General features: G+C 38.4%; 24 protein-coding genes and 1 riboswitch. Of the genes, 17 read left to right on the top strand and 7 right to left on the bottom strand.

Going from position 1 to position 26,188, the window contains the following annotated elements; all coding sequences use genetic code 11:
- Positions 1-243 precede the first annotated feature (243 nt).
- Complete coding sequence (radA, locus tag QL995_RS04030; RefSeq protein WP_166420897.1) at positions 244-1,629, top strand: DNA repair protein RadA; 1,386 nt, start codon at positions 244-246, stop codon at positions 1,627-1,629.
- A gap of 75 nt (positions 1,630-1,704) precedes the next feature.
- Positions 1,705-2,637, top strand: coding sequence for a hypothetical protein (locus QL995_RS04035; RefSeq protein WP_024608998.1), 933 nt, complete (start codon positions 1,705-1,707; stop codon positions 2,635-2,637).
- A 65-nt stretch (positions 2,638-2,702) separates the two neighbouring features.
- On the opposite strand, the gene argE is transcribed toward QL995_RS04035, so the two are convergent.
- Positions 2,703-3,863, bottom strand: a complete 1,161-nt coding sequence (gene argE, locus QL995_RS04040) for an acetylornithine deacetylase (protein ID WP_165734551.1) — start codon at positions 3,861-3,863, stop codon at positions 2,703-2,705.
- Between the two features lie 224 nt (positions 3,864-4,087).
- Here argE and argC point away from each other — a divergent pair, with 224 nt between their 5' ends.
- From argC to QL995_RS04090, 10 genes are all read left to right on the top strand, one after another.
- The gene (gene argC, locus QL995_RS04045) at positions 4,088-5,098 is read left to right on the top strand and encodes an N-acetyl-gamma-glutamyl-phosphate reductase (RefSeq protein ID WP_024608999.1); all 1,011 of its coding nucleotides are present in this window, start codon (positions 4,088-4,090) and stop codon (positions 5,096-5,098) included.
- A complete protein-coding gene (gene argB, locus QL995_RS04050; protein ID WP_165727586.1) occupies positions 5,099-5,866 on the top strand; it encodes an acetylglutamate kinase in 768 nt (255 codons plus the stop codon).
- Between the two features lie 7 nt (positions 5,867-5,873).
- Positions 5,874-6,806, top strand: a complete 933-nt coding sequence (locus QL995_RS04055) for an ornithine carbamoyltransferase (protein WP_290293051.1) — start codon at positions 5,874-5,876, stop codon at positions 6,804-6,806.
- Entirely contained in the window at positions 6,803-8,005 is a 1,203-nt protein-coding gene (locus QL995_RS04060) for an argininosuccinate synthase (RefSeq protein ID WP_007581653.1), read from the top strand. Before QL995_RS04055 ends, QL995_RS04060 begins: the two co-directional genes overlap by 4 nt.
- 49 nt (positions 8,006-8,054) lie before the next feature.
- Positions 8,055-9,920, top strand: coding sequence for an argininosuccinate lyase (gene argH / locus QL995_RS04065; protein ID WP_007581654.1), 1,866 nt, complete (start codon positions 8,055-8,057; stop codon positions 9,918-9,920).
- A 265-nt stretch (positions 9,921-10,185) separates the two neighbouring features.
- Positions 10,186-10,380: a hypothetical protein gene (locus QL995_RS04070; RefSeq protein ID WP_166110394.1), complete on the top strand. Its 195-nt coding sequence runs from the start codon at positions 10,186-10,188 to the stop codon at positions 10,378-10,380.
- 15 nt (positions 10,381-10,395) lie between these two features.
- Positions 10,396-10,929, top strand: coding sequence for a hypothetical protein (locus tag QL995_RS04075; RefSeq protein ID WP_290293063.1), 534 nt, complete (start codon positions 10,396-10,398; stop codon positions 10,927-10,929).
- Between the two features lie 5 nt (positions 10,930-10,934).
- Positions 10,935-11,432 (top strand): hypothetical protein, encoded by a 498-nt coding sequence (locus QL995_RS04080; RefSeq protein ID WP_290293066.1) that lies wholly within the window; start codon positions 10,935-10,937, stop codon positions 11,430-11,432.
- A gap of 494 nt (positions 11,433-11,926) precedes the next feature.
- A complete protein-coding gene (locus QL995_RS04085; RefSeq protein ID WP_290293070.1) occupies positions 11,927-12,439 on the top strand; it encodes a hypothetical protein in 513 nt (170 codons plus the stop codon).
- A 104-nt stretch (positions 12,440-12,543) separates the two neighbouring features.
- Positions 12,544-13,050, top strand: a complete 507-nt coding sequence (locus tag QL995_RS04090; protein ID WP_121954216.1) for a hypothetical protein — start codon at positions 12,544-12,546, stop codon at positions 13,048-13,050.
- Positions 13,051-13,085: 35 nt separating this feature from the next.
- Here the strand turns inward: QL995_RS04090 and coaD are convergent, their stop codons facing one another.
- The gene (coaD, locus tag QL995_RS04095; protein ID WP_010553185.1) at positions 13,086-13,577 is read right to left on the bottom strand and encodes a pantetheine-phosphate adenylyltransferase; all 492 of its coding nucleotides are present in this window, start codon (positions 13,575-13,577) and stop codon (positions 13,086-13,088) included.
- Positions 13,578-13,775: 198 nt separating this feature from the next.
- Here coaD and QL995_RS04100 point away from each other — a divergent pair, with 198 nt between their 5' ends.
- Both QL995_RS04100 and thiI read left to right on the top strand, forming a co-directional pair.
- On the top strand, positions 13,776-14,468 hold the full coding sequence (locus QL995_RS04100; protein WP_024592300.1) for a TetR/AcrR family transcriptional regulator: 693 nt from the start codon (positions 13,776-13,778) through the stop codon (positions 14,466-14,468).
- Positions 14,469-14,792: 324 nt separating this feature from the next.
- Positions 14,793-16,250, top strand: a complete 1,458-nt coding sequence (thiI, locus tag QL995_RS04105) for a tRNA uracil 4-sulfurtransferase ThiI (protein ID WP_101164302.1) — start codon at positions 14,793-14,795, stop codon at positions 16,248-16,250.
- A 40-nt stretch (positions 16,251-16,290) separates the two neighbouring features.
- Here the strand turns inward: thiI and QL995_RS04110 are convergent, their stop codons facing one another.
- A complete protein-coding gene (locus tag QL995_RS04110; protein ID WP_290293083.1) occupies positions 16,291-17,193 on the bottom strand; it encodes a 2-dehydropantoate 2-reductase in 903 nt (300 codons plus the stop codon).
- A complete protein-coding gene (locus tag QL995_RS04115; protein ID WP_007581666.1) occupies positions 17,186-17,539 on the bottom strand; it encodes a VanZ family protein in 354 nt (117 codons plus the stop codon). Before QL995_RS04115 ends, QL995_RS04110 begins: the two co-directional genes overlap by 8 nt.
- Before the next feature lie 152 nt (positions 17,540-17,691).
- Between QL995_RS04115 and QL995_RS04120 the strand changes: the two genes are divergently transcribed.
- The 3 genes from QL995_RS04120 (at position 17,692) to QL995_RS04130 (ending at position 21,272) form a co-directional block, all read left to right on the top strand.
- Positions 17,692-18,174 (top strand): YajQ family cyclic di-GMP-binding protein, encoded by a 483-nt coding sequence (locus QL995_RS04120; RefSeq protein WP_290293086.1) that lies wholly within the window; start codon positions 17,692-17,694, stop codon positions 18,172-18,174.
- A 201-nt stretch (positions 18,175-18,375) separates the two neighbouring features.
- Entirely contained in the window at positions 18,376-19,161 is a 786-nt protein-coding gene (locus QL995_RS04125) for an ABC transporter substrate-binding protein (protein WP_290293087.1), read from the top strand.
- A 63-nt stretch (positions 19,162-19,224) separates the two neighbouring features.
- A riboswitch (cobalamin riboswitch) is annotated at positions 19,225-19,409 on the top strand.
- A 36-nt stretch (positions 19,410-19,445) separates the two neighbouring features.
- The gene (locus QL995_RS04130) at positions 19,446-21,272 is read left to right on the top strand and encodes a TonB-dependent receptor (RefSeq protein WP_290293090.1); all 1,827 of its coding nucleotides are present in this window, start codon (positions 19,446-19,448) and stop codon (positions 21,270-21,272) included.
- A 90-nt stretch (positions 21,273-21,362) separates the two neighbouring features.
- On the opposite strand, the gene msrA is transcribed toward QL995_RS04130, so the two are convergent.
- The 3 genes from msrA to QL995_RS04145 form a co-directional block, all read right to left on the bottom strand.
- Positions 21,363-21,899 carry a peptide-methionine (S)-S-oxide reductase MsrA gene (msrA, locus tag QL995_RS04135; protein WP_290293092.1) on the bottom strand — a complete coding sequence of 179 codons (537 nt, stop codon included), beginning with the start codon at positions 21,897-21,899 and terminating at the stop codon, positions 21,363-21,365.
- 85 nt (positions 21,900-21,984) lie between these two features.
- Positions 21,985-25,083: an efflux RND transporter permease subunit gene (locus QL995_RS04140; RefSeq protein WP_010553194.1), complete on the bottom strand. Its 3,099-nt coding sequence runs from the start codon at positions 25,081-25,083 to the stop codon at positions 21,985-21,987.
- Positions 25,084-25,086: 3 nt separating this feature from the next.
- Positions 25,087-26,139, bottom strand: coding sequence for an efflux RND transporter periplasmic adaptor subunit (locus QL995_RS04145; protein WP_024590017.1), 1,053 nt, complete (start codon positions 26,137-26,139; stop codon positions 25,087-25,089).
- Positions 26,140-26,188 lie beyond the last annotated feature (49 nt).

Below are 26,188 nucleotides of genomic sequence, written 5' to 3' on the forward strand. Positions count from 1 at the left end.
TACTGTTTAGCTCTTGTTATTATGTGTTATATGCCATTTTGTTGGCAAGTTACTTTAAACTATTTCAAAGCAAAAAGTATGCCCTAAATTATAGCTAAAAAGAAACACCATGTGTATTTAATGATTGTGACGCTAGATTTTTACGCAGGCAAGAGTTTGTTGCTAAGTAAATGCTTGAAGTGGCAAAATAAGTTATTAACAGTAAATGTTTTTAAAATTAGAGAATCGTAGATAAGGTTATAAATGACTAAAGCGGCAAAAATAGAGTTTGTGTGTACAGAATGTGGCATGAACTACCCACGTTGGCAGGGTCAATGCCGCTGCGGTGCGTGGAACACATTAGCAGAATTTAAACCTTCAGCAGGGCAGAGTAAAAAAACGTCAGTTCGAGCAAATGTAGGTGGTTATGCTGGCGGTGCTGGTGGCGGCTCTAAAAAAATTAATGATATTGCTACGTCAGAGGCAGAAAAACAGCTGACAGAAATTGGCGAGCTCGATCGTGTGCTAAGCGGTGGTGTAACTACCGGCTCTGTTAATATAATTTCGGGTGATCCAGGTGCTGGTAAAACAACATTGCTATCTGACCTAGTAGCGAGAATGTCACAACGTATGCCGTCACTTTACTGTACGGCCGAGGAGTCATTATCGCAGTTTAAAAACAGGGTAAATCGTTTAAAGTTAAACTATAACCCTGACGAGCTTTATTTACTTTCAGAAACCAGTGTTGAAACCATCATTGAAGAGCTCGAGAAAAATAAAATTAAGTTTGCTGTTATTGACTCTATTCAAGCGGTTGTAACCGAAACGGCAAATGGTAGCCCAGGTTCCCCTTCGCAAGTAAAAAGCGCCGCCCAAGCATTGACTCAATACTGTAAGCAAAATGATGTAACCATGTTCATTATTGCTCATGTAAATAAAAATAACGAAATAGCAGGTCCTCAAACACTTGTACATATTGTCGATGCGCTTTTACACATAGACACCAATGATGGGCAAATTCGAACCCTTAGGGCAAATAAAAACCGCTTTGGTGATATAGATACCGTTGGCATTTTTAAAATGTGCGAACGTGGGATGTTAAGCGTTGATAACCCGAGCGAAATATTTTTATCGGGGTCTACAACCGACTCGCCAGGCTCTACAATTACCTGTATCCGTAAAGGTAATCGAAATTTACTACTTGAAATTCAGTGTTTAACGACCGAAACCGAGGCGGAATTTCCGCAGCGTGTGTGCGTTGGTTTAAACATGAACCGCATAAAAATGCTGACTGGCATATTACGAAAACACACTAAAACCAAAATATTCCACGATACGTTTTTTAATATTGTGGGTGGCCTAAGAATAGATGAAACAGAAACTTGTATTGATTTAGCATTGGTTACCGCGCTACTTAGCAGCTTAAATGAATTTGTTGTGCCACGTACCACGTGTATTATGGGCGAACTCAGCTTAAATGGCGATGTACGCCCAATTGATAGTGGTGTGCCACGTGTTAAAGAAGCAGCACAACATGGTTTTACAGAAATATATATTCCATTTCGTAATTACCATAAGTCGATGGAAGGGCTGGGCGCTAAAATTACCCCAGTTAAAACAGTACATGAGTTGCTTAGTTTAATTAATTAATACTTACGGGTGTTAATGTGTAATGTTACTCTTAATAAAACTCGGTTTACACAAAGAATAGAATAAGGAAATAACATGAAAAAGTTAGTAATAGTTGCAGCGATTGTAGCTGCGGGCGTTGGTGGCGTGAGCTATGCAAATTATGTAGCTACACAAGAAGTGCGTGCAGAAGTAGATAAGCAACTTGCTTTAGTAAGCGAGCAAACTGGCGCTACATTTAAATACGCTGGTTTATCGGCAAGTGTTATTTCAAAAAGCGTAGAAATAACAAACATGGAAGTAATAAGCCCTGAGGGTGACAATGTTGCTAATATTCAAAGCATTGAAATAACAGGTTACGAGCCAGATAAAATATCACCGCATACATCATTTGATGTAAAAAGCTTTCAGTTTGATAAAGATTTTGTTTCAAAATTACCTGCTGATACAAACGAAATGCTCGCGTCGGCAAGTTACGACTTACATTCATCACTTGATTACGATGAAGAGTCTGGCAATAGTGATGTAGTAGTTAAGCTTGATGCAAAAGACATTGTTAGTTTTAATATGGATATGGGCTTGGCTAATTCAAAAGCATTAATGGATGCTTCATTGGCGATTAGTAAAGCGCAGCAAGAAGCGGGTAACCAGCCACTTACTTATGAGCAAGAGTTACAGCAGCAAACACTTGTTATGCAAGCAATGAGTAAGTTAGAGCCGCGCAATGTTAGCTTTGCTTTAAATAACCAAGGTAAGTTAAAAGACTTACTATCAAGTGAGCTTGAAAAGCAAGGCATGACGCTAGAGCAAATGGAAATGATGTTAGAGCAGCAGTTACAACAAGCTCCTGTAACTGAAAATATTGCAGAGGCTTTAACTAGCTTTGCTAAAGGTTTAAATTCATTCAGTGTGTCTGCAAAGCTACCTGAAGGTAAAACTATGATGGAAATTAACCAACAAGTTATGATGCTAGTAGGGCAACCTGAAGAGCTAGTTAAGTTTATTAACTTAGAAGTTAAAGGTGATTAAGCCTTAGTTTTGTATTAATAAAGGCGCCAATTGGCGCCTTTATTATTTTGTGTTGTTATAAGCAGTTAGTAACTCTGATTGCTAAAGCAGTTTGCTTTTATGATATTGGTGATTATTTGTTGTGATGGTTTTATTTTTTCCATCGCTAAAAACTCATCAGGCTGATGCGCTTGGTTAATTGAGCCTGGGCCCATTACGATTGTTTCACAACCGAGTTGCTGGATAAACGGCGCTTCAGTGCAATAATTTACCGCGACCGCTTTCTGCCCCGCTATTTTTTCAGCCATTTTAACTAAAGCACTGTCGGTGCTACCACTAAATGCCGGGATTGGTTCATGTAAATCAATAACGCTCACCGCATTTGGGTATTGCTGATTTATCTCTTTTGTTGCATCAAGCACTAATGCTTGTAGTTCTTGTACACTTAAACCTGGTAATGGGCGCATATCTATATGCATTTCACAGCAACCACAAATTCTATTCGCATTATCGCCACCATGAATATTACCTAAGTTTAATGTTGGATAAGGAATTTCAAAGTGATTTATTGAATACTTATGCTTTAATTGCTCTTTTAAGATCATCAATTTTGTAATCACTTTATGCATTACTTCAATGGCGTTAAGGCCACGTTCGGGATCTGAGCTATGCCCAGAGCGACCAACCACTCTTATTGCTGTACTCATATGGCCCTTGTGCATAAATACTGGCGTCATATCAGTAGGTTCGCCAATTATACAGCGTGCAGGTTTTAAATTAGGGTGCTTACATATTTGCTGTGCACCTGCCATAGTTGTTTCTTCATCGGCAGTGGCGAGTATTAAAATAGGTTGAGTTTGCTGCTTTTCATCAAGTTCACTAATCGCTTGTAATACAAAAGCAAAAAAACCTTTCATATCAATGCTTCCTAGCCCGTACAATTTATTGTCTAGTTCGGTAAGTTTAAACGGATTGTGGTTCCAGCGGCTGTCATCAAAAGGCACTGTATCTGTGTGGCCCGCAAGCATTAACCCGCCATCGCCTTTTCCACGCTTTGCTAATAAATTAAAGCGGCCTTTACCTCCTTCTAATTCAATAATTTCACACGTAAAACCGAGTGTTTCGCACCACCTCGCAAGGAGTTCAATTACGTTTTTATTGCTCATACACAAGCTGTCTTCAATTGCACTAATAGAAGGGGCTGCAATCAATTGTTGATACATAGAAATAAACGAAGGCAAAGGCATAAAAAAATCCAAAATTATTATTCAATTTAATTGCATAACAATATAAAAGTATTTATGATGAATATCAATTCACTTTTTAAGCATAAATATATTAAAGTAAAGCTATGGAAATAATGCGACGATAATCTACAAATTCATTAAATTAAGTCTTAATTTAGCGTCTTAGCTAGTTTAAGCGAACAACATATATATTTAGCAGTAAATTTTAAAATAACGAGTAATCAATGAATGTAGTTATTATTGGCGCAAGCGGTTATAGCGGCGCAGAGTTAGCAAGCTTAGTTGCTAATCATCCAAACCTTACCTTAACAGGCTGTTATGTATCTGAGGGTAGCTTAGATAAAAATAAATTACTAAGTGATTTATACCCAGAGCACCTTGGCTTACTAGATTGTCCTTTACTTCCTCTTAGTGCATCAGCTTTTGATGACATTCAAAGTGATGCTGACTATGTGTGTTTATGTACCGATCACAAAGTAAGTGTTGATTTAGCGCCTCAATTTTTAGCTATGGGTAAAAAAGTATTTGATTTATCTGGTGGCTATCGCCTAGCAAATAATGATGATTACGTTACTTACTATGGTTTTGAGCATCAACACCCAGAGCTTTTAAATGAAGCGGCTTACGGTTTAGCAGAGTGGAACCATGATGCTATCGCTAACGCAAAGCTAATTGCTGTTGCAGGCTGTTACCCAACAGCGGCGCTCAATGCACTTAAACCGCTTAAACAAGCAGGCTTATTGAGCAGCGAAAGTATTATTATTAATGCCGTTTCGGGTGTTACGGGTGCCGGGCGTAAAGCGAGTGTAGGAACACATTTTTGTGAGGTATCGCTTGCACCTTATGGTTTGTTTAACCATCGCCACGGTCCTGAAATTGAACAACACCTTGGCCACAAAGTATTATTTACACCGCATCTAGGTAGCTTTCCGCGCGGTATATTAGAAACTATTTATGTACAACTTAAGCCAGGCGTTACCAAGGAAAACGTTGCATCTGCTTATCAAGTGCTTGCTAACGAACCATTAATTCGTTTGTTAGGCGATAAAATACCGTCAATTAAAGGTGTTGCTAAGCAACCATTTGTTGATATTGGTTGGCAGCAACAAGGCACGCAGTTAATTGTAATGTCTGCCATTGATAACTTATTAAAAGGCGCTGCTGGACAAGCTTTGCAGTGTATTAATATTTCTATGAATTTAGATCACACTACGGGCTTAAAAGGAGCGTTTTAAATGAGTAAAAAAACGTGGGTTATTAAACTCGGTGGTGCAGTACTTAATACAGAAAATGCAGCAAAAGCGTTATTTGACGTGCTAAGCGAGCAAAAAAATGATGAGTTTGTCATTGTTCATGGCGGTGGTTCTTTAGTAGATACATGGCTAAAGCAAGCGGGTTTTGCTAGTGCTAAACACCAAGGTTTACGTATTAGTCCAGCAGAGCAAATGCCTTATATAGTGGGTGCGCTTGCAGGTTGCGCTAATAAACAATTAATGACTCAAGCTATAAGCGCAGGGCATAAGCCTGTTGGTTTAAGTCTTTTTGAGGCGGGTGTGACTGCAACCCAAAAATTAAAAGCGCTTTGCTTAGTGGGTAAATGCACAAGTAACGACGATTCTATCATCAATGATTTACTTAGAATTTCTCGTTTACCAATTGTTAGCTCTATCGGCTTTGATGAACAAGGCTTGTGGTACAACGTAAATGCAGATGAAGCTGCAGCGGCTATTGCCAGTAATTTAAATGCAGAACTAATTTTTATGACGGATGTAGAAGCGGTACTTGACGCAAATAAACAACCGTTACATCAACTTGACACAAAACACATTGATACTTTAATTACAGATGGAGTAATTGTGGGCGGGATGGAGGTCAAAGTTAAGACCAGCCTTCACGCTGCCCAACATTTACGACGCGGTGTGTATATTTCCAGCTGGCAAAAGCCAGAAAATTTAACTGCTCTGCTGCAAGGCGAGCATGTCGGAACAAAGATTACACCATAGGTTTATTATGTTTGAGAATTTTTTAACGGGTTTAGAATTAGACCAAGAAGGCGCACTTAATTTATTAAAGTTAGCGCAAGATATAAAAGCAAAGCCAGAAAAATACAGCCAAGTATTATCGGGTAAATCAATCGTAACATTGTTTGAAAAGCAAAGTTTACGTACACGTTTATCGTTTGATATAGGTATTAATCGCCTTGGTGGTCATGCTGTTTATTTAGATCAGCAAAATGGCGCTATGGGTGCACGTGAATCAATTAAAGATTTTGCACTTAATATTTCTACTTGGGCCGACGGTATTGTGGCGCGTGTAAATCAGCACAGCACATTAACCACGTTAGGTGAATATTCATCGGTACCAGTGGTAAATAGCTTGTGTGACTTGTACCACCCTTGCCAAGCACTTGCTGATTTTTTAACACTCCAAGAAGTACATGGCGATGTGAGTCAGCTTAAAGTAGCTTACTTAGGTGAGGGCAATAACGTGACTCATTCATTGATGTTACTTGCCGCAACGCTAGGTACTGACTTTGTTGCTGTAACACCAAAAGGGTGTTCGCCAGATTCACAAATACTTAAAAAAGCAGAGCAAATTGCAGCAATGAATGGCGCATCAGTCATGGTGAGCGATAGAGTTGAGGCTGCGGTTGGTGCAAACGTTGTATACGCAGATACATGGGTATCAATGGGTAATACAACGCCGCTTGAGCAAGTAAAAGAAAAATACATGCCTTATCAATTAAACCAGGCATTGCTAGATCAAACAGGTGCGACTACGGTATTACATTGCCAACCGGCACACCGTGAATTTGAAATTACCTCTGAGGTAATGGATGGTCCAGCATCAAAAATCATTCAACAAGCAGAGAATCGCATGCATGCGCAAAATGCTCTGCTAGTTACATTACTAAATCCAAATTTTGTTAAGGAACACCTATGAGTTCAATTAAAAAAGTCGTTTTAGCCTATTCTGGTGGTCTTGATACGTCGGCTATCGTGCCATGGTTAAAAGAAAACTACGGCTGTGAAGTAATCGCGTTTGTTGCCGATGTAGGTCAAGGCGCTGAAGAACTTGAAGGCGTAGAAGCTAAAGCAATTGCCTCTGGTGCATCTGAATGTTACGTAGTTGACTTAAAAGATGAAATGGTAAGTGATTACATTTACCCAACGCTTAAAACGGGCTCAATTTACGAAGGTACTTATTTATTAGGTACTTCTATGGCGCGCCCAATTATTGCTAAAGCACAAGTTGAAATTGCACGTAAAGTAGGTGCTGATGCACTTTCTCATGGTTGTACTGGTAAAGGTAATGACCAAGTTCGTTTTGAATCATGTTTTGCAGCACTAGCCCCTGATTTAAAAGTAATTGCGCCATGGCGTGAGTGGGACTTATCGAGCCGTGAATCATTACTTGATTACTTAGCAGAGCGTGACATTCCGTGTTCAGCATCTGCTACAAAAATTTATAGCCGTGATGCTAACGCTTGGCATATTTCGCACGAAGGTGGTGAGCTTGAAGACCCATGGTGTCAACCAACTGAACAAGTATGGACTTGGACTAATTCTCCAGAGCAAGCTCCAGATAAATCAGAACTAGTAACATTAAAAGTTGTTGAAGGCGAAGTGGTTGCTGTAAATGGCGTAGAACTTAAACCTTACGATTGTTTAGTTAAATTAAACGATATTGCATCGCCTCATGGTGTTGGACGTGTTGATATTGTAGAAAACCGTTTAGTTGGCATGAAGTCACGCGGTTGTTATGAAACGCCAGGCGGCACAGTCATTATGGCAGCGCTTCAAGCCATTGACGAGCTAGTGCTTGATAAAGCAAGCCGTAAGTGGAAAGAAGTACTCGGTGGCGAGTTTTCACATTTAGTATACGATGGCCGTTGGTTTACGCCTCTTAAAGATTCTATTTTAGCCGGTGCAGAAGCACTTTCTAAAGTGGCAACAGGTGAAGTGGTACTTAAGCTATACAAAGGCCAAGTAACTGCAGTTCAAAAGCAGTCACCAAATAGCTTATACAGCGAAGCATTTGCTACATTTGGCGAAGATGATGTGTACGACCAGTCACACGCTGAAGGCTTTATTCGTTTATTCTCGCTTTCAAGCAGAATTTCAGCACTCGCTAAAAAGTAATTTATTACGCCCCTTATAAAAGGGGCACTACAGGGTTTGGAGAGATTTCATGGCATTATGGGGCGGACGTTTTTCTACGGGTCCAGATGAGGCGTTTAAGCAATTTAACGACTCTCTTCCCTTTGACTACCAGTTAGCAGAGCAAGATATTATTGGCTCTGTGGCATGGGCTGGTGCACTTGAACAGGTAAGTGTACTTTCAAGTGACGAGCACACAAGATTAGTGGCTGCATTAAATGAGCTGCTTGAAGAAGTTAAAGCAGATCCACAAGCGGTAGCTACTTCAGGTGCAGAGGATATTCATTCACATGTTGAAGCAGCTCTAATTGAAAAAGTAGGTGATTTAGCTAAAAAATTACATACAGGCCGAAGCCGTAATGACCAAGTTGCCACCGACTTTAGATTATGGTGCCGTGATACGGCTGACCATTTACTAGATGCTATTGCACAGCTTAAAGGCGAGTTTGTAGCGCTTGCAGAGCGAGAGCTTGGCACAATATTACCAGGTTACACGCACTTACAGCGCGCACAACCAGTATTGTTTAGCCACTGGTGTATGGCGTATGTAGAGATGCTAGAGCGTGATGAAAGCCGCCTGCAAGATGCTAAAGCGCGCATGAATTTTTGCCCATTAGGCAGTGGTGCATTAGCAGGTACAGCTTATCCGATTGATCGCCAAGCATTAGCGCATGGACTAGGTTTTACAGCGGCTACAAAAAATAGCCTTGATGGCGTATCTGATCGTGATTTTGTGTTAGATCTTTTAAGTTGTGCGTCTATTTCGATGATTCACTTATCTCGTATGTCAGAGGATCTGATTTTTTATAATTCGGGTGAAGCCGGATTTATAGAGCTTGCTGATAACGTAACATCAGGTTCATCGCTCATGCCTCAGAAAAAAAATCCTGATGCACTCGAGCTTATTCGCGGTAAAACCGGACGTGTGTTTGGTGCATTTAGCGCTATGATGATGACGTTAAAAGCGCTGCCACTTGCATACAATAAAGATATGCAAGAAGACAAAGAAGGCCTGTTCGACGCTATGCCAACATGGCTTGCATGTATTCATATGGCGCAAGCATGTATTAAAGGCGTTAAAGTAAACGGTGATAAGACACTTGCTGCAGCAAAAGGAGGGCATGCAAACGCCACCGAACTTGCTGATTACTTAGTTGCTAAAGGTGTGCCATTTAGAGAAGGGCATCACATTGTAGGTGTACTTGTACAGCTTGCGATTAGCGAAGGTAAAACGCTTGAAGAGCTATCGCTTGAGCAGTACAAATCAGTAAACACTGTATTTGAAGACGATGTTTACCCAGTACTTGAAATTGATGCGTGTATAAAAGCACGTAAAGCCCTTGGTGGGACGTCTATTGAACAAGTAACTAATGCTGTTAAAGAAGCCAAAAAAAAACAGCAAATAACGGTACGTGATGCAAATTTAGATGATGTAGAAGCAATTGCCACACTTATACAGCATTGGGCAACGGTAGGTGAAAACCTGCCTCGTGCAAAAAGCGATATGGTGCACTCTATTAACGAGTTTGCAGTAACAGAAATAAATGGAAAAGTGTCGGGCTGTGCGTCGTTATACATTTACGATACCGGCCTTGCTGAAATACGCTCATTGGGTATAGACCCAAAAAGTAAAGTGTCGGGGCAGGGTAGACAGCTTGTAGATCATCTACTTACTAAAGCCAAAAAATTGGCACTTAACCGAGTTATTGTATTAACACGCGTACCAGATTTTTTTGAACAACAACGTTTTACTTTTTGTAGCAAAGACTCTTTGCCTGAAAAAGTAATGAAAGATTGTGAACTTTGCCTTCGTAAAGAAAATTGTGACGAAGTAGCAATGGAATATATTTTAAAGCTAAGTACACGTGCGGAGATCCCGTGTAAATACGTAGCTTAAACTCCCTGGATACAAAAAACGTACGGTTATCCCTGTGCGTTTTTTTATGTTTGTAGTAAACTGGTCGGAGCTGTTTGGTTTGATTATATAAGTATGTTTTGAGTGAGTTTTAAGGTGTCAAAAAAAGTTGGCACATTGGTTGCTTTGTATAAGGTAGATAGCAAAATAGCTATCACTACTTTAAACAGGTGATGCATTTATCTACATAATAATGTGGTTAAAAGTTGCACCAAATATAATTAAAACTTTTACAAGGATCAATCACATGCAAGTTTCAGCTAATAGCCAAGTACAAATGCAAGCATACAACAAAACACAACAATTAAAGCCTGCAATGGAACAAACTGCTAGCCCTAAAACCCTGCAATCTGATACAGTAAGCTTCTCTCAAGAGGCTATGAGTGCTGCGAGTAATGAATTACAGCGTGGTAATGCAATACTTTTACCTCGACCTAAGTGATACAAAAGGTAGTGAATGTTTTTAACTGATTTTTTTGGTTTGTTCTCTTTATCGGCCCTAGTGACATGGGGGTTTTTAATGGCTTTCTTTTTTAATATCTTCGTCTTTTTCTTAGGGATAAAAAAGAGAACAACTTTATTGTTCAGTTCTTTTATAATGGTCGTGTCTTATTCCGCAACTGATTATTTTTACACATGGCTTTCTTATTACAACACTACTTATCTCGACTGGGCAATCCACGATATTGCGACTATATTCTTTCTTGCTGTTATTTATAAAATAAAAAAAATAACTTCAGCATCATTTTTGTATTTATTGGTTGGTCTTTCGATAAATATGACATTAGCACTTTTAATGTATTGGGATATTTTTATTAATAGAAATATAGAACCGTGGTTTTTTTGGGATATATATACGTTTGGTGTAACAGCTATAGATTTAACAATGATTGTTGCACTCATTGTTGATAGAGACTTCCTAGGTCTTCATAAGTTAAAAAACAAAACCTTTAGCTACTTCAAATCAAACGATACCCACAAAGTAACCTAGCTTAAATGCATGTTACTGAACCCTTAATGGTTTATGTACAAGCTTTCACTCAGTGGGGCTTTTTAATGGCCTTCCTGTATCGTTTGGCCTCTACTATAAATAAAGAAAATAAATCCACTTTTTATTTATCTGCGCTTATGCTTTGCTCATATGTTTCTAGTGGTTATATAAACTTATTAGAAAGTTTATATTTAAACTCGGCGCTCTACGACTTTTTTACAATTTTAGCTTTGTTAACTTTACAGTACTTCAAAGTACTCCAGCGCTCTACAGCTTTTTACTTCATCATCTTTGCATTAACAACAAATGCTGTACTCACCTTAATATTGCATTACGATCTATACGTCTTATATAACTATGAGCCTTGGTGGTATTGGAGTGTTTATTCTATTGGTGTAAATATGTTCGATGTTTTAATGATTCTTTCACTAGTATTCAATAAAAATACCATTTTTAAAAGAGGGGTTACATTGAACTTTAAAAAGTTGAAAAATATTGAATGAGCTTTTAATTAGCCCAACAGTTTCTCTGTACATAGGTGCATTTGTACAATGGGGATTTCTTATGGCTTTTTTGTACTCCCTTGCTCATTCGATTAATAAGCCTAATAAAGAAAGAGTGTATTTGTCTTTGGTTATGAGTGTTTCATATTCGTTTAGTATATTTACAAATATGGATACGGTAACTTATCTAGATTTTTTGTTTTCCGATATTTTAACTCTCCTAGTTATTATTTCCCTTAGGCGGCTCTGGCATGATGGTATTACCTATTTATATATTATTACTGGTTTAGCTATAAACTCAGCTCTACACTTTCTCATGCATTACGACATCTATATATCAAATAATACAAGCTACTGGTGGCTTTGGAATGCTTACGCGATAGGGGTCAACGCTGCTGATTTTATAATGGTAGCTATATTTTTTATAAACAAAGATTTTTTATACTTGATGAAATTTAGAAATGGTTTGATTACTAGTTTGAAAAGGACAGTTGATGGCTGACCTACTCTGGAGTCTTGTCGATTTAGGCGATAATATAGGGCTATTATTTACTTGGTTCTTTTTAATTTCATTTTTATATAATCTATCAGCAAGTATAAATAAGGCAGATAAAAGCCTGCCACAGTTATCATTCATTATGCTGGTTTCTTATACTTCAAGTCTTTTTATGGATCCTCGAACTTCGACTCCTCACTTAAATTACTTTTATTTTGATTTTGCTACCATAGGTACTTTATTACTTTGGCGAGCTGTATGTAAAAATCCTGTCCCCATTGCTTTTGTCTATGTAATTGTTGGTCTATTTATTAATGCGTGTCTGTTCCTGGGTATGCATTACGACATTGTAATCGTTGGCACCCTTTACTATTGGTGGTTTTGGACCATTTACACATTCGGGATGTATTTTGTCGATTTTACCATGGCATTGGTATTAATCATCAATAAGGATTTTTTAGGCTTAAACAAGCTTTTAATATGTGTTAGAAAGTTAAGTTTAGATCGCTGAGGCAGTAAAGCTCAACTTAAAAGAAGAGTGATTTTGTGCCTTTATTTGATGTTGCCGTAATATGTAAAGCGGTATAATAATTTTTTATCTAGTGTTGGAGTAAAATGGTTGAGCTACTTTTAAATACAAATATCTCTTTTTATATAGGTATTTTTGTACAATGGGGCTTTTTGATGGCTTTTTTATATTCTTTAGCAAGTTCGATAAATAGCGCAGATAAAAGCATTGTTTGGCTATCTTTCATCATGGCACTCTCTTACTCTTCTAGTATGTTTATTGATATGGACGCGATTACTTACTTCGATTTTTTCTTATTCGATATTATTACTCTATTTGTTATTATTTTATCTGGTTTTTTTATAAAGATTAGCAGCGTATACATTTATTTATTATTTGGTTTAGGTATAAACACCTCACTATTTTTTGCAATGTATATAGATAATGATGTTATGCACCATTATGAATTTTGGTGGTTCTGGTGGGTGTACATAGTAGGTATAAATTTTACAGATTTGACCATGGTTTTAGTTTTCTTTATAGGTAAAGATATTTTAAAACTTGCTTGGTTAGAAGGAAAGCTAAATAAAGTGTTTAATAAAAGGGCCTATTAGTAATGGATTTCAGTGCTAACAGGCCTTATTTATTATTAACTGGCACCACAGCCCAATTTAGTTTTTAGCGCTTTAACAATTACAGGGTCTACAAACTCGCTTACATCACCATTGTGGCGAGCTACTTCTTTAACGAGTGTTGATGAAATAAATGAATTTCGCTCTGCGGGTGTTAAAAATACACTTTCTAAGTCGGGGTTCAGGCGGCGGTTCATGTTAGCTAATTGAAATTCATAGTCAAAATCAGATACAGCTCTAATACCGCGAATAAGTACATTAGCATTGTGCTCGCGCGCAAGGTCAGCCAATAAACCAGAAAAACCAATTACCTTAACATTATCTATGTGGCTTAAAATAGTATTTGCAAGCTCAACACGTTCTTCAAGGTTAAAGCAGGGTTTTTTACTTGGGTTATTAGCAACCGCAACTAATACAGTATCAAACATTTTAGCTGCACGTTGAATAAGGTCTGTGTGCCCATTAGTTAGTGGATCAAAGGTGCCAGGGTAAATTGCAATAACTTTCATAATGTTCACTATTTATTATTTTAGCGCTAGTTTAGCAGTGTTTATGCCACAAAGCAGCCTAGCTAAAAAAGCATATAAACACTTACTTTCTTTAAACAGGTCAGTCCATGGTGGGAGTGTTTTAATGATTCATATTTGTTTATACTGTTTACCTCTTTTGAGTGTAATGTAGCCTATAGATAATTTGAGTATTAGCATATGAATACCAAGGATAAAATAATACACACCAGTATTTTGTTGTTTAACGAAAATGGTGAGCGTGCAATAACGACAAATCATATTGCATCAAACTTAGGGATGAGCCCGGGTAATCTTTATTATCATTTTAAAAATAAAGAAGACATTATCCGTCATATTTTTGCGCTGTATCGCGATCATTTAAATACTCACTTTAAACCTATTAATAAAGATGATGATGCATTTAATCATTTAACGGCTTACCTAGATTCGTTATTTGAGCTGATGTGGCGCTATCATTTTTTTTACGATAATCTCGGGGATATTCTCTCTAGAGATGCTGATTTAAAACAAGCTTATATTGATTTTCAGTTAGAGTTGTTAGAGCAAGTTCGTAAAATTATTTTAGGACTTCGCGACAGTGAAATGATTGCTATTGATGAGCAAGATGTCATTGATTTAGCACATACACTAAAGTTAACGGTTAGTTTTTGGACGCCTTATATTAAAGCCCGTAGGCCAAGTGGTACGCTTGCTGAGCAAGATATATATCATGGCATTTTAAAAGTACTTACATTATTTAGAGCGTACAGTACCGATAAAAGCATTGATAAAATGAACCTGCTACGTGAAAAATATACTGAATTAGCGCAACAAGCCTTAGGGCCTGTTGACCTTTCAGGATTAAAATTTGTTCAATCTAGGGGCGATTAAATCGCGACGCGAGGTTTGTAACCTAGTGGGCTAAGTAAAAACCGAGCAACAAAGAGTTAATCGCCCCTAGGCTGAACCCTTTGGGCAGCGCTTGTTTGGTATTTATGCTACGTTATCGCCTATTTATGGGGAATAACCACACTACATAGGCTCTGCCTTGCCTAAATACCAAACACACTGCTGCAAATTTAACCTCGAAAGATAAACAGGCCCTAGCTGTAGTTTAATCGATAGTAATAGGCTGTTTCCTAGGCGCTGAATTTTTTGCTATAATCCCGCGCCAAATGCCTGGGAGCGCGAATTCCCGCAGTCTAAGAGTGAACTATGCTTAAATTTATCGTCAAACTACATCCTGAAATAGCCATTAAAAGCCGTTCAGTCCGTAAACGCTTTACTAAAGTGTTAGAAAATAACATTAAAATTGTATTGCGCCGTGTTGACGAAAAAGTACAAGTAAGAAATAACTGGGATAACATTTCAGTTGTTACAAAACTTGAAGACGCGCAAGTTCGCCTTGATTTTATCGATAGCCTTAAACGCATCCCTGGCATTGTTCAATTTATTGAAGTAACCGAAACACAATTCGAAACTCTTGATGATATTTATCAAAAAACCATCGCTTTAGTTGGTCATACTATTGTAGGTAAAACCTTTTGTGTTCGTGCTAAGCGCATAGGGCAACACGATTTTACCTCAACTGATTTAGAGCGTTATGTTGGTGGTGGATTAAATCAACATATCGAAGGCGCAAGCGTAAAGCTTAGCCGCCCAGAAGTAACAATACGCCTAGAAGTAAAAGACGATAAAGCTTACATTGTTTCTCATACGCATTTTGGTATGGCTGGTTTTCCTCTGCCAACTCAAGAAGACGTGCTTTCGCTTATGTCTGGTGGTTTTGACTCTGGCGTAGCAAGTTACCAAATGATTCGTAAAGGCGCACGCACACACTTTTTATTCTTTAATCTAGGTGGCGCAGCGCACGAAATTGGCGTTAAGCAAGCAAGCTACTACTTATGGAAAAAATACAGCTCTACACATAAAGTTAAATTTGTAACGGTTGATTTTGAACCTGTTGTTGCTGAAATTTTAGAAAACGTTGAAAACAGCCAAATGGGTGTTGTACTTAAACGTATGATGATGCGCGCGGGTAGTGTAGTTGCGCAAAAGTTAAACATTCAGGCACTTGTCACTGGTGAAAGTATTGGCCAAGTATCTAGTCAAACATTAGCGAATTTAAGCGTGATTGACCGTGTTACTGAAACGCTTATTTTACGCCCGCTTATTCAACACGATAAGCAAGAAATTATTAATATTGCTCGCCAAATTGGTACGGCTGAAATGGCAGAAACAATGCCTGAATACTGTGGTGTTATTTCTAAAAAGCCAACGGTTAAAGCCAAAATAGACGTTATTCTTGGTGAAGAAGAAAAGTTCGACTTTGATGTACTTGATACCGTTGTAAATAACGCACGTATAATGGACGTGCGTGATATTGACGTTGAAGCCAAACAAGAACTTAAAGAAGCTGAATCGGTTGCTGATTTACCTGTAGGCTCTGTGGTAGTTGATATTCGCTCACCAGAGGAAGAAGAAGCTGCACCGCTTGCAATCGACGGTGTTGAAGTCGTTCATTTACCGTTCTTCCGTCTGGCGACTAAGTTTGGTGATTTACCAAAAGACACCGACTACTATTTATATTGTGATAGAGGCGTAATGAGCCAACTACAGGCACTTATGCTGCACGAACAAGGCTTTGAAACGGTAAAAGTTTACCGCCCATAAGGTTTGTCGTCTTAAAGTTAAGAATTTATATAAGCGTGGTTTATACCACGCTTTTTTTTGCCTGAATTTTGATAAACAACTCATCGTTGTAAGGTGTAGGAATACCGTGAAGTTTGCCTTGTTGGCTAATATAGCCACATATAGCTGATATTTCAGTTTCTCTGCAATGCGCGACGTCTTGCTGCATTGAAGAGTAATTGTCAGACGTTAATTCCATTATTTTATAAGCGGTATTAAGTGCTTTAATCAATGGGATATTAAGCCCTTGTACCTTTGCTATATTGCATGCTTCAGTGAGTGCATTAAAAATTATAGCATTGTACTTAGGTGCGCGTAACTCACCATTTTTTACATTACTTAAAGCGCTTAATGGGTTAATGGCAATATTTACGAGTAGTTTTTCAAAACGAAGCTGCTGAATGTTATTAGTAAACTTGAGGCTGGGTATTACTTTAAAAATATCAGCTATTGGCGCGCTATTTTGAAAAGCTAATTCATTACAAGCACCAATAACACTTTGTCCCTCACCAGTGTGCTGCACAATGTATTGGTTTGATTTAAAGCCCGCTATGCTTGTCGTTAAAAAGTAGAGTGCTTGGTGAGTGCTTAGCTGGCTATTTACCTCATCAACATTACCCATTCCGTTATGCGAAAGTACAACAGAGCAATGATTTGGTAAAAACGGCTTTATTTGCGTAAATGCATCAAGTACTTGAAAGACTTTAACGGTAAATAAAACAACATCAAATTCAGCCGCTTTATTTAGCTGATTTAATGCAATAAATTGTGCGTCAATTTTTTTAGATGTACCCTTACCTCGACTATAAAAGCGGGTATTTGTTGGGCTTTTGCGAGTTAAAACACTGACATTATGCGACGCACTTAGAAAATGACTAAGTAACAAGCCAATAGCACCATCGCCGACAATTAAAATATTAGCCATATGGGTTCTTTTTTCGAGGTGTAAAAATTACTCTAAGTAAAAAGTAGCTTGCGGCACCTGCAAAATCAGCAAAAAAATCACCGAGTGATGCTTGCCTATATGGAAGTGCATCTTGCATTATTTCTATAGAGGCGCCATAACCTGCCAATAAAAGTATTTGCGCATATAAAGGAAGCTTAAACGCTTTATCCATTATTATGGCTAGTATAAAAAAAATCCCAAAATGGGCCACTTTATCAACATGAGGAAATAAATTTACAACGCCACCTTTTATTTCTTTGGCAAATAAAAAGGTAAAAGCTACTATGCTGATTAAAAAAATTGCTTGATAAACACGCCTTGTCACGACAAATCCTAAAATCGCTTAAAAAAGAGGCGCAAGTATATCAAACTAATTTAATATCGCACCTGAACAAGATGCAGAAAAATGTAAAGATTTATAATTTTAGCGTTATAATTACCACATAAAATTAAGATTAAATAGTTAGGAGCAAACCAATGCCTTCATTTGATATTGTATCTGAAGTAGAAATGAACGAAGCTAAAAACGCAGTTGATAATGCAAATCGTGAGCTAGAGACTCGCTTTGACTTTAGAGGCGTTGATGCATCTATTGAGCTAAATGACAAAACAATTAAGCTTAAAGCTGAAGCAGACTCTCAGGTTATGCAATTATTTGATATTTTAGCTAACAAAATATCTAAGCGTGGTATGGATGTATCAAGCTTAGAGCTTCAAGATATTACCCGTGCAGGTAAAAATGTATTTCGTAACGTTGACTTAAAGCAAGGTATCGAAAAGGACATGGCTAAAAAAGTAGTTAAAGCTATTAAAGACTCTAAAGTTAAGGTTCAAGCAGCTATTCAAGGCGAAGAAGTACGTGTAACGGGTAAAAAACGTGACGATCTTCAAGAGGCTATGCAAGTAGTGCGCAGTGCTGAGCTAGGTCAACCTTTTCAGTTTAAAAATTTCCGCGATTAATTAATAAATAGTTTTAAATTAAGCATGCTTTAATCTGTTTATACTTACAGACAGATTGAAGCTACTTACTCTTTTTAAATATCTCACTATTATCCCTCTTTACTGCCTAGATACTCCCGTATGTATTAATCTCCTTTTTGATATTTAAGCTATTATATTTAATCACATGCAATTAAGTACTTCACACTAGAAGGTATTAAAATGAAACGTCATCAATTATTTTTGTTATTTGTTTTGCTTACATTTACCAAACCAAGCTTATCAAAAACAGTTGATATTGATGTACTGGTTGAAGATGGCTACTTTCCCATTATTATTAATGCGCAAAAAAAACAGGGTTTTGCTCCTGAGTTTATTAAGATTTTAAACGGAGCACAGCAGGAGTTTAATTTCGTACTTAATTCTCTACCTGTAAAAAGGCTTGCTTTGTCAGTTGAAAAAAATAATTTTGATGTTTTATTTTTAATGGCACTGCAATGGATCCCACTATCAGCGCAAGAAAACATTGAAAAAACCGAATTTTATACCATTACTAAAAATGAGCTTTATACGCTTAAAGAAAATACAAATGAGCAAGCTTACTTTGACGACATTACGTCATTAACAAAGGTTGGGGTTCTGGGGTACTCGTATCAATTTGCTGGATTTAATACAGATGCTGAATTTTTAAGTGAGGCACATCAAGTAAGTTTAACCATTGATGAATTCAATGTTGTTAAAATGCTGCTATTAAAGCGCGCGGAAGTAGGCGTTTTAAATAATATTGCTTACCAATATTTTAAAAATCAAAATACTTTTAATATGGATTTACTCTATAAAAGTAACGTACCAGATGCCGTTTATAAAACGCACTTTTTAGTTAACTCTAAATCAAATAAGATCACTAGTAATAAAATGGATGAAATACTAAGCTTACCTACTGCACAAATACAACTTCAGAAGCTACTTGATAAATATGGCGTTTCTTCAAACTATACTAGCCCTTAACTGCATTTTAAAGGTTTTTAGCTGTATAGACGTCCATTGACATTTGTAAACAAAATACTCACAATAGCGACATATTTTCAAGGTGCTTGCTAGCCACTTCATGTAATGATTTTTTTAGCAGGATAATCGGGAAGTTGGTGCGTTTTCATGATGACTACAAGCCCAACACTGCCCCCGCAACGGTAAAGTATTGCATATTTTGATGTGCTTACTGAGTCCGGAGACCGGCCTTGATGCAATCTTACTTACTTAAATCTTTGCGGTGGGCAAAGGTAGGGGACATCATGTTAAACAAAACAACTTTAGGCGTTGCTATTTCTGCTGCGCTTTCATTTTCTGTGTCTGGCGCAGAGCAATCAATTGAAAAAATAACCGTTACAGCTAATAAATTTGAGCAATCAATCAATGACGTTTTAGCAAGTGTAAATGTTATTGAGCGCGCAGAAATAGAAGCAAGCAACGTACGCGATTTACCAACCTTATTAAGCACGCGAGTTGGTTTTCAGGTTAATCCAAACGGTGGTTTTGGCCAAAATACAGGTGTGTCACTTCGTGGTACTGGCTCTGGCGATACGCTAATTTTGATTGACGGTGTACGTACAGGCTCAGCAACACTTGGTCAAAAAGCATTAAATAATGTCCCTTTAAATAGTATTGAACGCATTGAAATTATTAAGGGTTCTCGCGCAGCTGTTTACGGCTCTGATGCACTTGCTGGCGTAATTAACATTATAACGCGTGAATCAGATAACTTATCTGTGAGTGCTACGTTTGGTTCTGATTCTTACCAAAATTATCAAGTGGCAGGCTCTGTAAAATCAGGCGATATAACAACAGCATTTAATGCAGGCTTTGAAAAAACAGATAACTTTGATGTACTGCAAGGCGTAGCACCAGATGAAGATGGCTATGAAAATAAAAATCTTGGTTTTAAAGTAAATTATACTGATGCACACTACGGCGACTTTAAGTTATTAGGTCAATACAGTGAAGGTTTCGCAGATTACGACAGCCGCTTTAGCCCAGCCGACAGTACGATTGAACGAGATGATTTTAAAAACTATCAGCTTTCTGCAGGTTGGAGTAAAAACTACACTAACCAAACGCACAGTATTGATTTAGCGCTAGCAACGGATGATTCAGACAATACATATGTCGATTTTTCAGTTGGACCAACAACAAGTACTTTTATAACTAAACGCACACAAATTGATTATAACGGCCAATACCTATTATCTGATGAGCTTAACATTAGTGGTGGTATCAATTGGTACAACGATGATGTATCTCATAGTTCGCAACTATTTGTTGAAGACAGCCGAGATGTACTTGCTGTGTTTGTAGGTGCTTACTACGATGCAGATAAAGTATTAGCTAATTTAACTGTTCGCCAAGATGACGACGAGCAATTTGGCGACGAAACAACGTATACCGCAGCTGCAGGTTATCATTTATCTGAAGATGCAACATTTCGTATAAGCCAAAGTACTGGCTTTAAAGCCCCTACATTTAACGATTTATATTTCCCACTTTATGGTAACCCTGATTTACAGCCTGAAAAATCAGTAAACCGTGAGTTAGGTTTGAGTGTGGACTTTGATATTGCGCAAGTTGATGTTGCAATTTTTAGAAACGATATAGAAGATAAAATTGATTACGATGCAAACTTTGCATTAGCTAATATCGATGAAGCACGTTATGAGGGGGTTGAATTTAGCTTATCTCAGCAGTTTTTTGGTTTTGATAGCAACCTTAACTTTACTTATTTAAGTGCAGAAGACGAAGAAACGGGCGCAGAGTTACGTAATGTTGCTAAACGTACTTTTAACTGGGAACTTGCAAAACAGTTTGGTGCTTTTGATGCAAGCTTAGACATGCAATATCGTAGTGACCGACAAGGTGCTGTGACGCGTTTAGGATCATACACGCTTTGGAACTTAGCGGGTAATTATCAAGTAAATGAGCATATTGAAGTTTCGCTTCGTGTAGAAAACTTATTTGATAAAGAGTATAACGCTGTTGATTCAAATACTGATTTTACAACGGGTCAAGTGTATTACTACAACACTCCAGAACGTCGCTTTTTTGCAGGCGCAAGCTACCAGTTTTAACGGTATTTATTAATATTAAAAAGCCCGACTTACGTCGGGCTTTTTAATGTGTAGCTAAGTTTAACTAATCAATTTAACTGCTCAAATTAGCTAATCAGCTAAGAACTCTTTAAATACGGTTTCAAACTTATGTAATTTAGGTGCTATTAAAATACTACAGTAACCCTGCTGTGGGTTTTCGTTATAGTAATCTTGATGATAATGCTCTGCTGGATAATACGTAGTGGCAGGGCTGACTTCTGTCACAATTGGCTCACTCACATGGCTTTGCAGTTGAGCTATCATTTCATTGGTTTGCTTTAGTTGAGCTTCGTCGTGATAGTAAACAACGCTTCTATATTGTGTGCCTATATCGTTACCTTGGCGATTCAATTGTGTAGCATCATGCAAAGTGAAAAACATTGCTAAAAGTGTTTTAAAGCTAACTACAGTGGTATCAAATTCAATTTTAACAACCTCAGCGTGCCCGGTTGTGCCAGAGCATACAGAATTATAGGTTGGGGTGTCGGTTTCGCCACCGGTATAGCCAGAACTCACATCTAATACGCCATTTACACGTCTAAATGCTGCATCTATACACCAAAAACAGCCGCCACCAAATGTTGCTACTTGCGTTGTTGAGCTCATAAGTATTCCTAAAATGTATATGGAGTTTAAAGGCGAGCATAAATTGTATGCGCCGCAACAACAAGGTTACGGCGCAATAAAGAGATTAGATCTCTTCGAAAGGCTTTTCAGCAGCTTGTTTATTCAGCTTTTGTTGTAAAAACTCAGGTGACTGTGTATTTTTCGATAGAGCATAATACGCAGCAGGTACAACAAAAAGAGTCAGCAGGGTAGATACAATAACCCCTGTAAACACAACTACACCAATTACCATACGGCTTTCGGCGCCGGGGCCTGAAGCAAAAACCAAGGGAACAGAGCTCATAACGGTTGTAAGTGAGGTCATTATTATTGGGCGAAGGCGCTGGGTAGCCGCTTGTAGTATTGCTTCACTAAACTCAACGCCTTTGTCGCGTAATTGGTTAGTAAATTCCACAATCAAAATACCATTTTTAGCACTTAAGCCTATGAGCATGACAATACCTATTTGGCTGTAAATATTTAAGGTCAGTCCTGTAGCCCAAAGCCCAAACATAGCGCCCATTAAACCAAGCGGTACGGTAAGCATAATTACAAATGGGTGCATAAAGCTTTCAAACTGCGCAGCAAGCACTAAAAAGGTAACGGTGAGTGCAAGTATAAATACGTAGGTCATCGCTGATGCACCTTCGTAATAAAGCTGCGACTCACCTTTGTAATCTACTGCGCCATCTATATCGTTTTCTTGCGCGGCTACTTCGTTTAAAAAGTTAAGCGCTTGCTCAAGGGTATAACCGTCGGCTAAGTTGGCGCTTAATGTAATTGCGCGCATACGGTTGTAGCGGTTTAAGCGCGATGCTGTTGCTTCTTCTTTTAAGCTGATAAGGCTATCAAGTGGAACTAGTTCACCGCTTCGTGATTTAAGGTATATATTTGAAATATCAGTAGGATTGGTAAAATCTTCTTTTGTCCCTTTTAAAATCACATCGTATTCTTCACCGCGGTCAATAAAGGTCGTAACACGGCGCTGGCCAAGCATTGTTTCTAGTGTACGGCCTACATCAGATACCGAAACGCCTAAATCGGCAGCTTTGTTTTTATCTATGCTAACTAAAAACTGTGGGAAGGTTTCTTTGTAATCATGATCGATTCTTACTAAACCAGGGTTTTGCTCAGCACGCTTTATTATACGGTCACGCCAATCGGCCAGTTGAGCGTAATCATTACCTTGCAGTACAAACTCAATTGGGCGAGATGAGCCACCACCACCAATACCACGGCGCATAATGGCAAATGCACGAACATCGGTAACTTCTTGCATTTTACCGCTTATTTCGTCCATTACTTCCCAGGTTGAGCGTTTGCGTTTATCCCAATCGGCCATACCAACAATCGCAACACCGCCGCTGCCACCCCAGCCAGGCACTCGAACAAGTACACGACTTAGCTCACCCGCTTGCGAGTAAGGCATTAAGCGTTCTTCAATTTTAGCCATATTAGCGGCGTTATTTTCGTAACTTGCGCCTTCTGGGCCGCTCATCATAATAAAGAACGTGCCACGGTCTTCTTTTGGCGTCAGCTCAGAAGGAACTTGTAAAAACAACGAGTAACTAACAAAGCCAGCTAATAATAGGCTCACCATTAAACCCCATTTACGGGTTATGTTAGTGGAGAGTGAATTACGGTAACTTACTTCAATTTTAGTAAACTGGCGGTCCATCCATTGGCTAAATTTATTTGGTTTGTCTGATACTTTAAGTACTTTAGAGCACAAGGCTGGTGCGAGAGTCAGTGCTGTAACACTTGAGAAAAATACGGCAGCACTAACCGCCATAGCAAACTCAGTAAATAATGCACCTATACGGCCATCCATAAATACTAATGGCACAAACACCGATATTAGTACAAGCGTGGTTGCTACTATGGCAAAACCTACTTCACGCGCGCCTCTAAATGCAGCTAGTAACGGCGGCTCACCCAGTTCAATACGACGGTGAATGTTTTCAAGCATTACAATGGCATCATCTACTACTAAACCAATGGCCAGTACTAAGGCAAGTAAAGTGAGTAAGTTAATTGAGTAGCCCATTGCCAATAAAAACATAAAGCTACCAACAAGTGCGACCGGTACGGTGACCGCAGGGATAAGCGTTGCTCGTATATTGCCTAAAAACAAAAATATAACGAGTACGACTAAACCCATAGAGATGGCAAGTGTACTGTAAACTTCATTAATAGACTCTTTAATAAATACAGACGAATCGTAGCTGTCTTGAATTGTAGTGCCTTCAGGTAGGTTGCGTTTGATTTTTTCAAGTTCACTGCGTGCGTTATCTACTACGGTAAGTGTGTTTGCTTTAGCTTGTTTTACAATACCTAAGCCAATCATATTACGCCCGTTACCACGAAATAAGCTTTCGTCATCGGCAGCTTCTAAACGTACATCGGCAACTTCACCTAAACGTACTAAGTAACCTTCATCACCACGTTTAATTACCAGGTTTTTAAAATCGCGCTGATCTTTATAACTACGGGCAGTACGCACGGTAAAGTCACGATCTATAGATTCTATTTCGCCAGCCGGTAACTCAACGTTTTCTGTACGAAGTGTGTTTTCTATATCGCTTGAGGTAATACCCCGTGCGGCCATTGCTTGGCGGTTAAGCCAAATTTTCATGGCGTATTGGCGCTCACCACCAATACGTACGTTAGATACACCATCTACTACGGCTAAGCGGTCAACAATAAAACGCTGCGCGTAATCAGAGAGCTGTAACGAGTCCATTGTTTCGCTGTTTAATACAAACCAGGCGATTGGGCTTTCATCACTATTTGATTTAGATACTTCTGGCGGGCGTACCTGATCGGGCAAACTATCAAGTGCACGTGCTACACGTTCGCGTACATCGTTAGATGCTGCATCTATGTCGCGGTTAATATCAAACTCAATGGTAATGTTTGAACGTCCATTACGACTCGATGAGTTAATACTTTTAATACCTTCAATACCTGAAATTCGATTTTCTATTATTTGCGTTATTTTGGTTTCTATAATTTCGGCAGAAGCACCTGTGTATTCAGTGCTGATATTTACAATCGGCGTTTCAATATCCGGATATTCACGAAGTGGCAGCATAGTAAACGCAACCAGTCCAAAAGTAAGAAGCAGTAAATTAATTACAATGGCAAAAACGGGGCGCTTGACGCTAGTATCTGTAATTTTCACGTATTACCCCTTTACGCTTACTTTACTTCCAGAGCGAATTTTTATTAGCCCCTCAGTAACAATTTGCTCGCCATCAGTTAGGCCTTCGTCGATAGCAACCCAGCCATTATTTCTGCTAGCAACATGCACTTCAATTTTATTAGCTATCCCATCTTGAATTTGAAAAACAAAGTGTTTGTCTTGCAAAGGTATAACCGCTTTTTCTGGCACCATTAAAGCTTGGTTGCTGCTTAGCTCAAGTGCTGTATTTAGTAACATACCAGGGCGAAGTAATCCTGATTTATTGGCAAAACTTGCTGTTACTTCAACACTGCGAGTAACCGAATCAATACGCGAGCTAATATGCGTTACCTTGCCGTTAAATGTTTGTCCTGGGTAGGCATCGTTTTGCGTAAGCACTTTCATGCCCATATTTAATTGTGCTAAATATTTTTCAGGTACTTTAAAGTCAACTTTAATAATACTAATATCATCAAGTGTTGTGATTATTGTTGTATTACTTACGTAAGCACCTATTGATATTTCACGCTTACCTAACAGGCCTGAAAAGGGCGCACTAATAGTCATTTCGTTTAATTTAGTTTTAGCGCTTTCTAGTTGGGCCTCTGTTGCATCAACACGAGATAACTGCTCCTCAAGTAACGACTTTGCCGTTGATTGCGAGCGTGAAAGTTCGGTTAGGCGATCTAACTGACGTTGTTCTTCACGTAAGTTAATGCCAAGCTCTTTAACGGCAAGCTGTTCTTGTTGGCTCTGTAACTGTACTAACTTTTGTCCTTTACTGACTAAGTCGCCGTCTTTAAAATATATATCTGTGACATAATCGTTTTGCGCACTTTTTATATAGATTGCTTGGTTTGCACGCGCGCTACCGATCGCTTCTATCATCACTGCGTTTTCCTGAGAAGTAACAGTATGAGCTGTTACTTGAGTAGACATTTGTGATAAATCGGCCTGTTCGCCGTGGCTAGCGGGTAGATATAAATAAACGCTAAATATTAGAAGTAACGTAATAATAAATGGAAAAAGTGCTTTACCTGATTGTCTTGAGTACATTGATTTCATACCTGAAAATGAATTGTAAGTATTGTACGAAATAAGACCG

The organism is Pseudoalteromonas sp. APC 3358 (assembly GCF_030408075.1).
Taxonomy (GTDB): domain Bacteria; phylum Pseudomonadota; class Gammaproteobacteria; order Enterobacterales; family Alteromonadaceae; genus Pseudoalteromonas; species Pseudoalteromonas arctica.

What these genes read in the sequence shown, in the direction of transcription:
- QL995_RS04100 (WP_024592300.1), top strand. Translation starts at nt 13,776, where the DNA reads ATGAATACCAAGGATAAAATAATACACACCAGTATTTTGTTGTTTAAC.
- QL995_RS04125 (WP_290293087.1), top strand. Translation starts at nt 18,376, where the DNA reads ATGAAACGTCATCAATTATTTTTGTTATTTGTTTTGCTTACATTTACC.
- QL995_RS04070 (WP_166110394.1), top strand. Translation starts at nt 10,186, where the DNA reads ATGCAAGTTTCAGCTAATAGCCAAGTACAAATGCAAGCATACAACAAA.
- QL995_RS04060 (WP_007581653.1), top strand. Translation starts at nt 6,803, where the DNA reads ATGAGTTCAATTAAAAAAGTCGTTTTAGCCTATTCTGGTGGTCTTGAT.
- argC (WP_024608999.1), top strand. Translation starts at nt 4,088, where the DNA reads ATGAATGTAGTTATTATTGGCGCAAGCGGTTATAGCGGCGCAGAGTTA.
- QL995_RS04130 (WP_290293090.1), top strand. Translation starts at nt 19,446, where the DNA reads ATGTTAAACAAAACAACTTTAGGCGTTGCTATTTCTGCTGCGCTTTCA.
- radA (WP_166420897.1), top strand. Translation starts at nt 244, where the DNA reads ATGACTAAAGCGGCAAAAATAGAGTTTGTGTGTACAGAATGTGGCATG.
- QL995_RS04110 (WP_290293083.1), bottom strand. Translation starts at nt 17,193, where the DNA reads ATGGCTAATATTTTAATTGTCGGCGATGGTGCTATTGGCTTGTTACTT.
- argH (WP_007581654.1), top strand. Translation starts at nt 8,055, where the DNA reads ATGGCATTATGGGGCGGACGTTTTTCTACGGGTCCAGATGAGGCGTTT.
- QL995_RS04145 (WP_024590017.1), bottom strand. Translation starts at nt 26,139, where the DNA reads ATGTACTCAAGACAATCAGGTAAAGCACTTTTTCCATTTATTATTACG.
- coaD (WP_010553185.1), bottom strand. Translation starts at nt 13,577, where the DNA reads ATGAAAGTTATTGCAATTTACCCTGGCACCTTTGATCCACTAACTAAT.
- msrA (WP_290293092.1), bottom strand. Translation starts at nt 21,899, where the DNA reads ATGAGCTCAACAACGCAAGTAGCAACATTTGGTGGCGGCTGTTTTTGG.
- thiI (WP_101164302.1), top strand. Translation starts at nt 14,793, where the DNA reads ATGCTTAAATTTATCGTCAAACTACATCCTGAAATAGCCATTAAAAGC.
- argB (WP_165727586.1), top strand. Translation starts at nt 5,099, where the DNA reads ATGAGTAAAAAAACGTGGGTTATTAAACTCGGTGGTGCAGTACTTAAT.
- QL995_RS04120 (WP_290293086.1), top strand. Translation starts at nt 17,692, where the DNA reads ATGCCTTCATTTGATATTGTATCTGAAGTAGAAATGAACGAAGCTAAA.
- QL995_RS04090 (WP_121954216.1), top strand. Translation starts at nt 12,544, where the DNA reads ATGGTTGAGCTACTTTTAAATACAAATATCTCTTTTTATATAGGTATT.
- QL995_RS04085 (WP_290293070.1), top strand. Translation starts at nt 11,927, where the DNA reads ATGGCTGACCTACTCTGGAGTCTTGTCGATTTAGGCGATAATATAGGG.
- QL995_RS04080 (WP_290293066.1), top strand. Translation starts at nt 10,935, where the DNA reads ATGCATGTTACTGAACCCTTAATGGTTTATGTACAAGCTTTCACTCAG.
- argE (WP_165734551.1), bottom strand. Translation starts at nt 3,863, where the DNA reads ATGCCTTTGCCTTCGTTTATTTCTATGTATCAACAATTGATTGCAGCC.
- QL995_RS04055 (WP_290293051.1), top strand. Translation starts at nt 5,874, where the DNA reads ATGTTTGAGAATTTTTTAACGGGTTTAGAATTAGACCAAGAAGGCGCA.
- QL995_RS04075 (WP_290293063.1), top strand. Translation starts at nt 10,396, where the DNA reads ATGTTTTTAACTGATTTTTTTGGTTTGTTCTCTTTATCGGCCCTAGTG.
- QL995_RS04035 (WP_024608998.1), top strand. Translation starts at nt 1,705, where the DNA reads ATGAAAAAGTTAGTAATAGTTGCAGCGATTGTAGCTGCGGGCGTTGGT.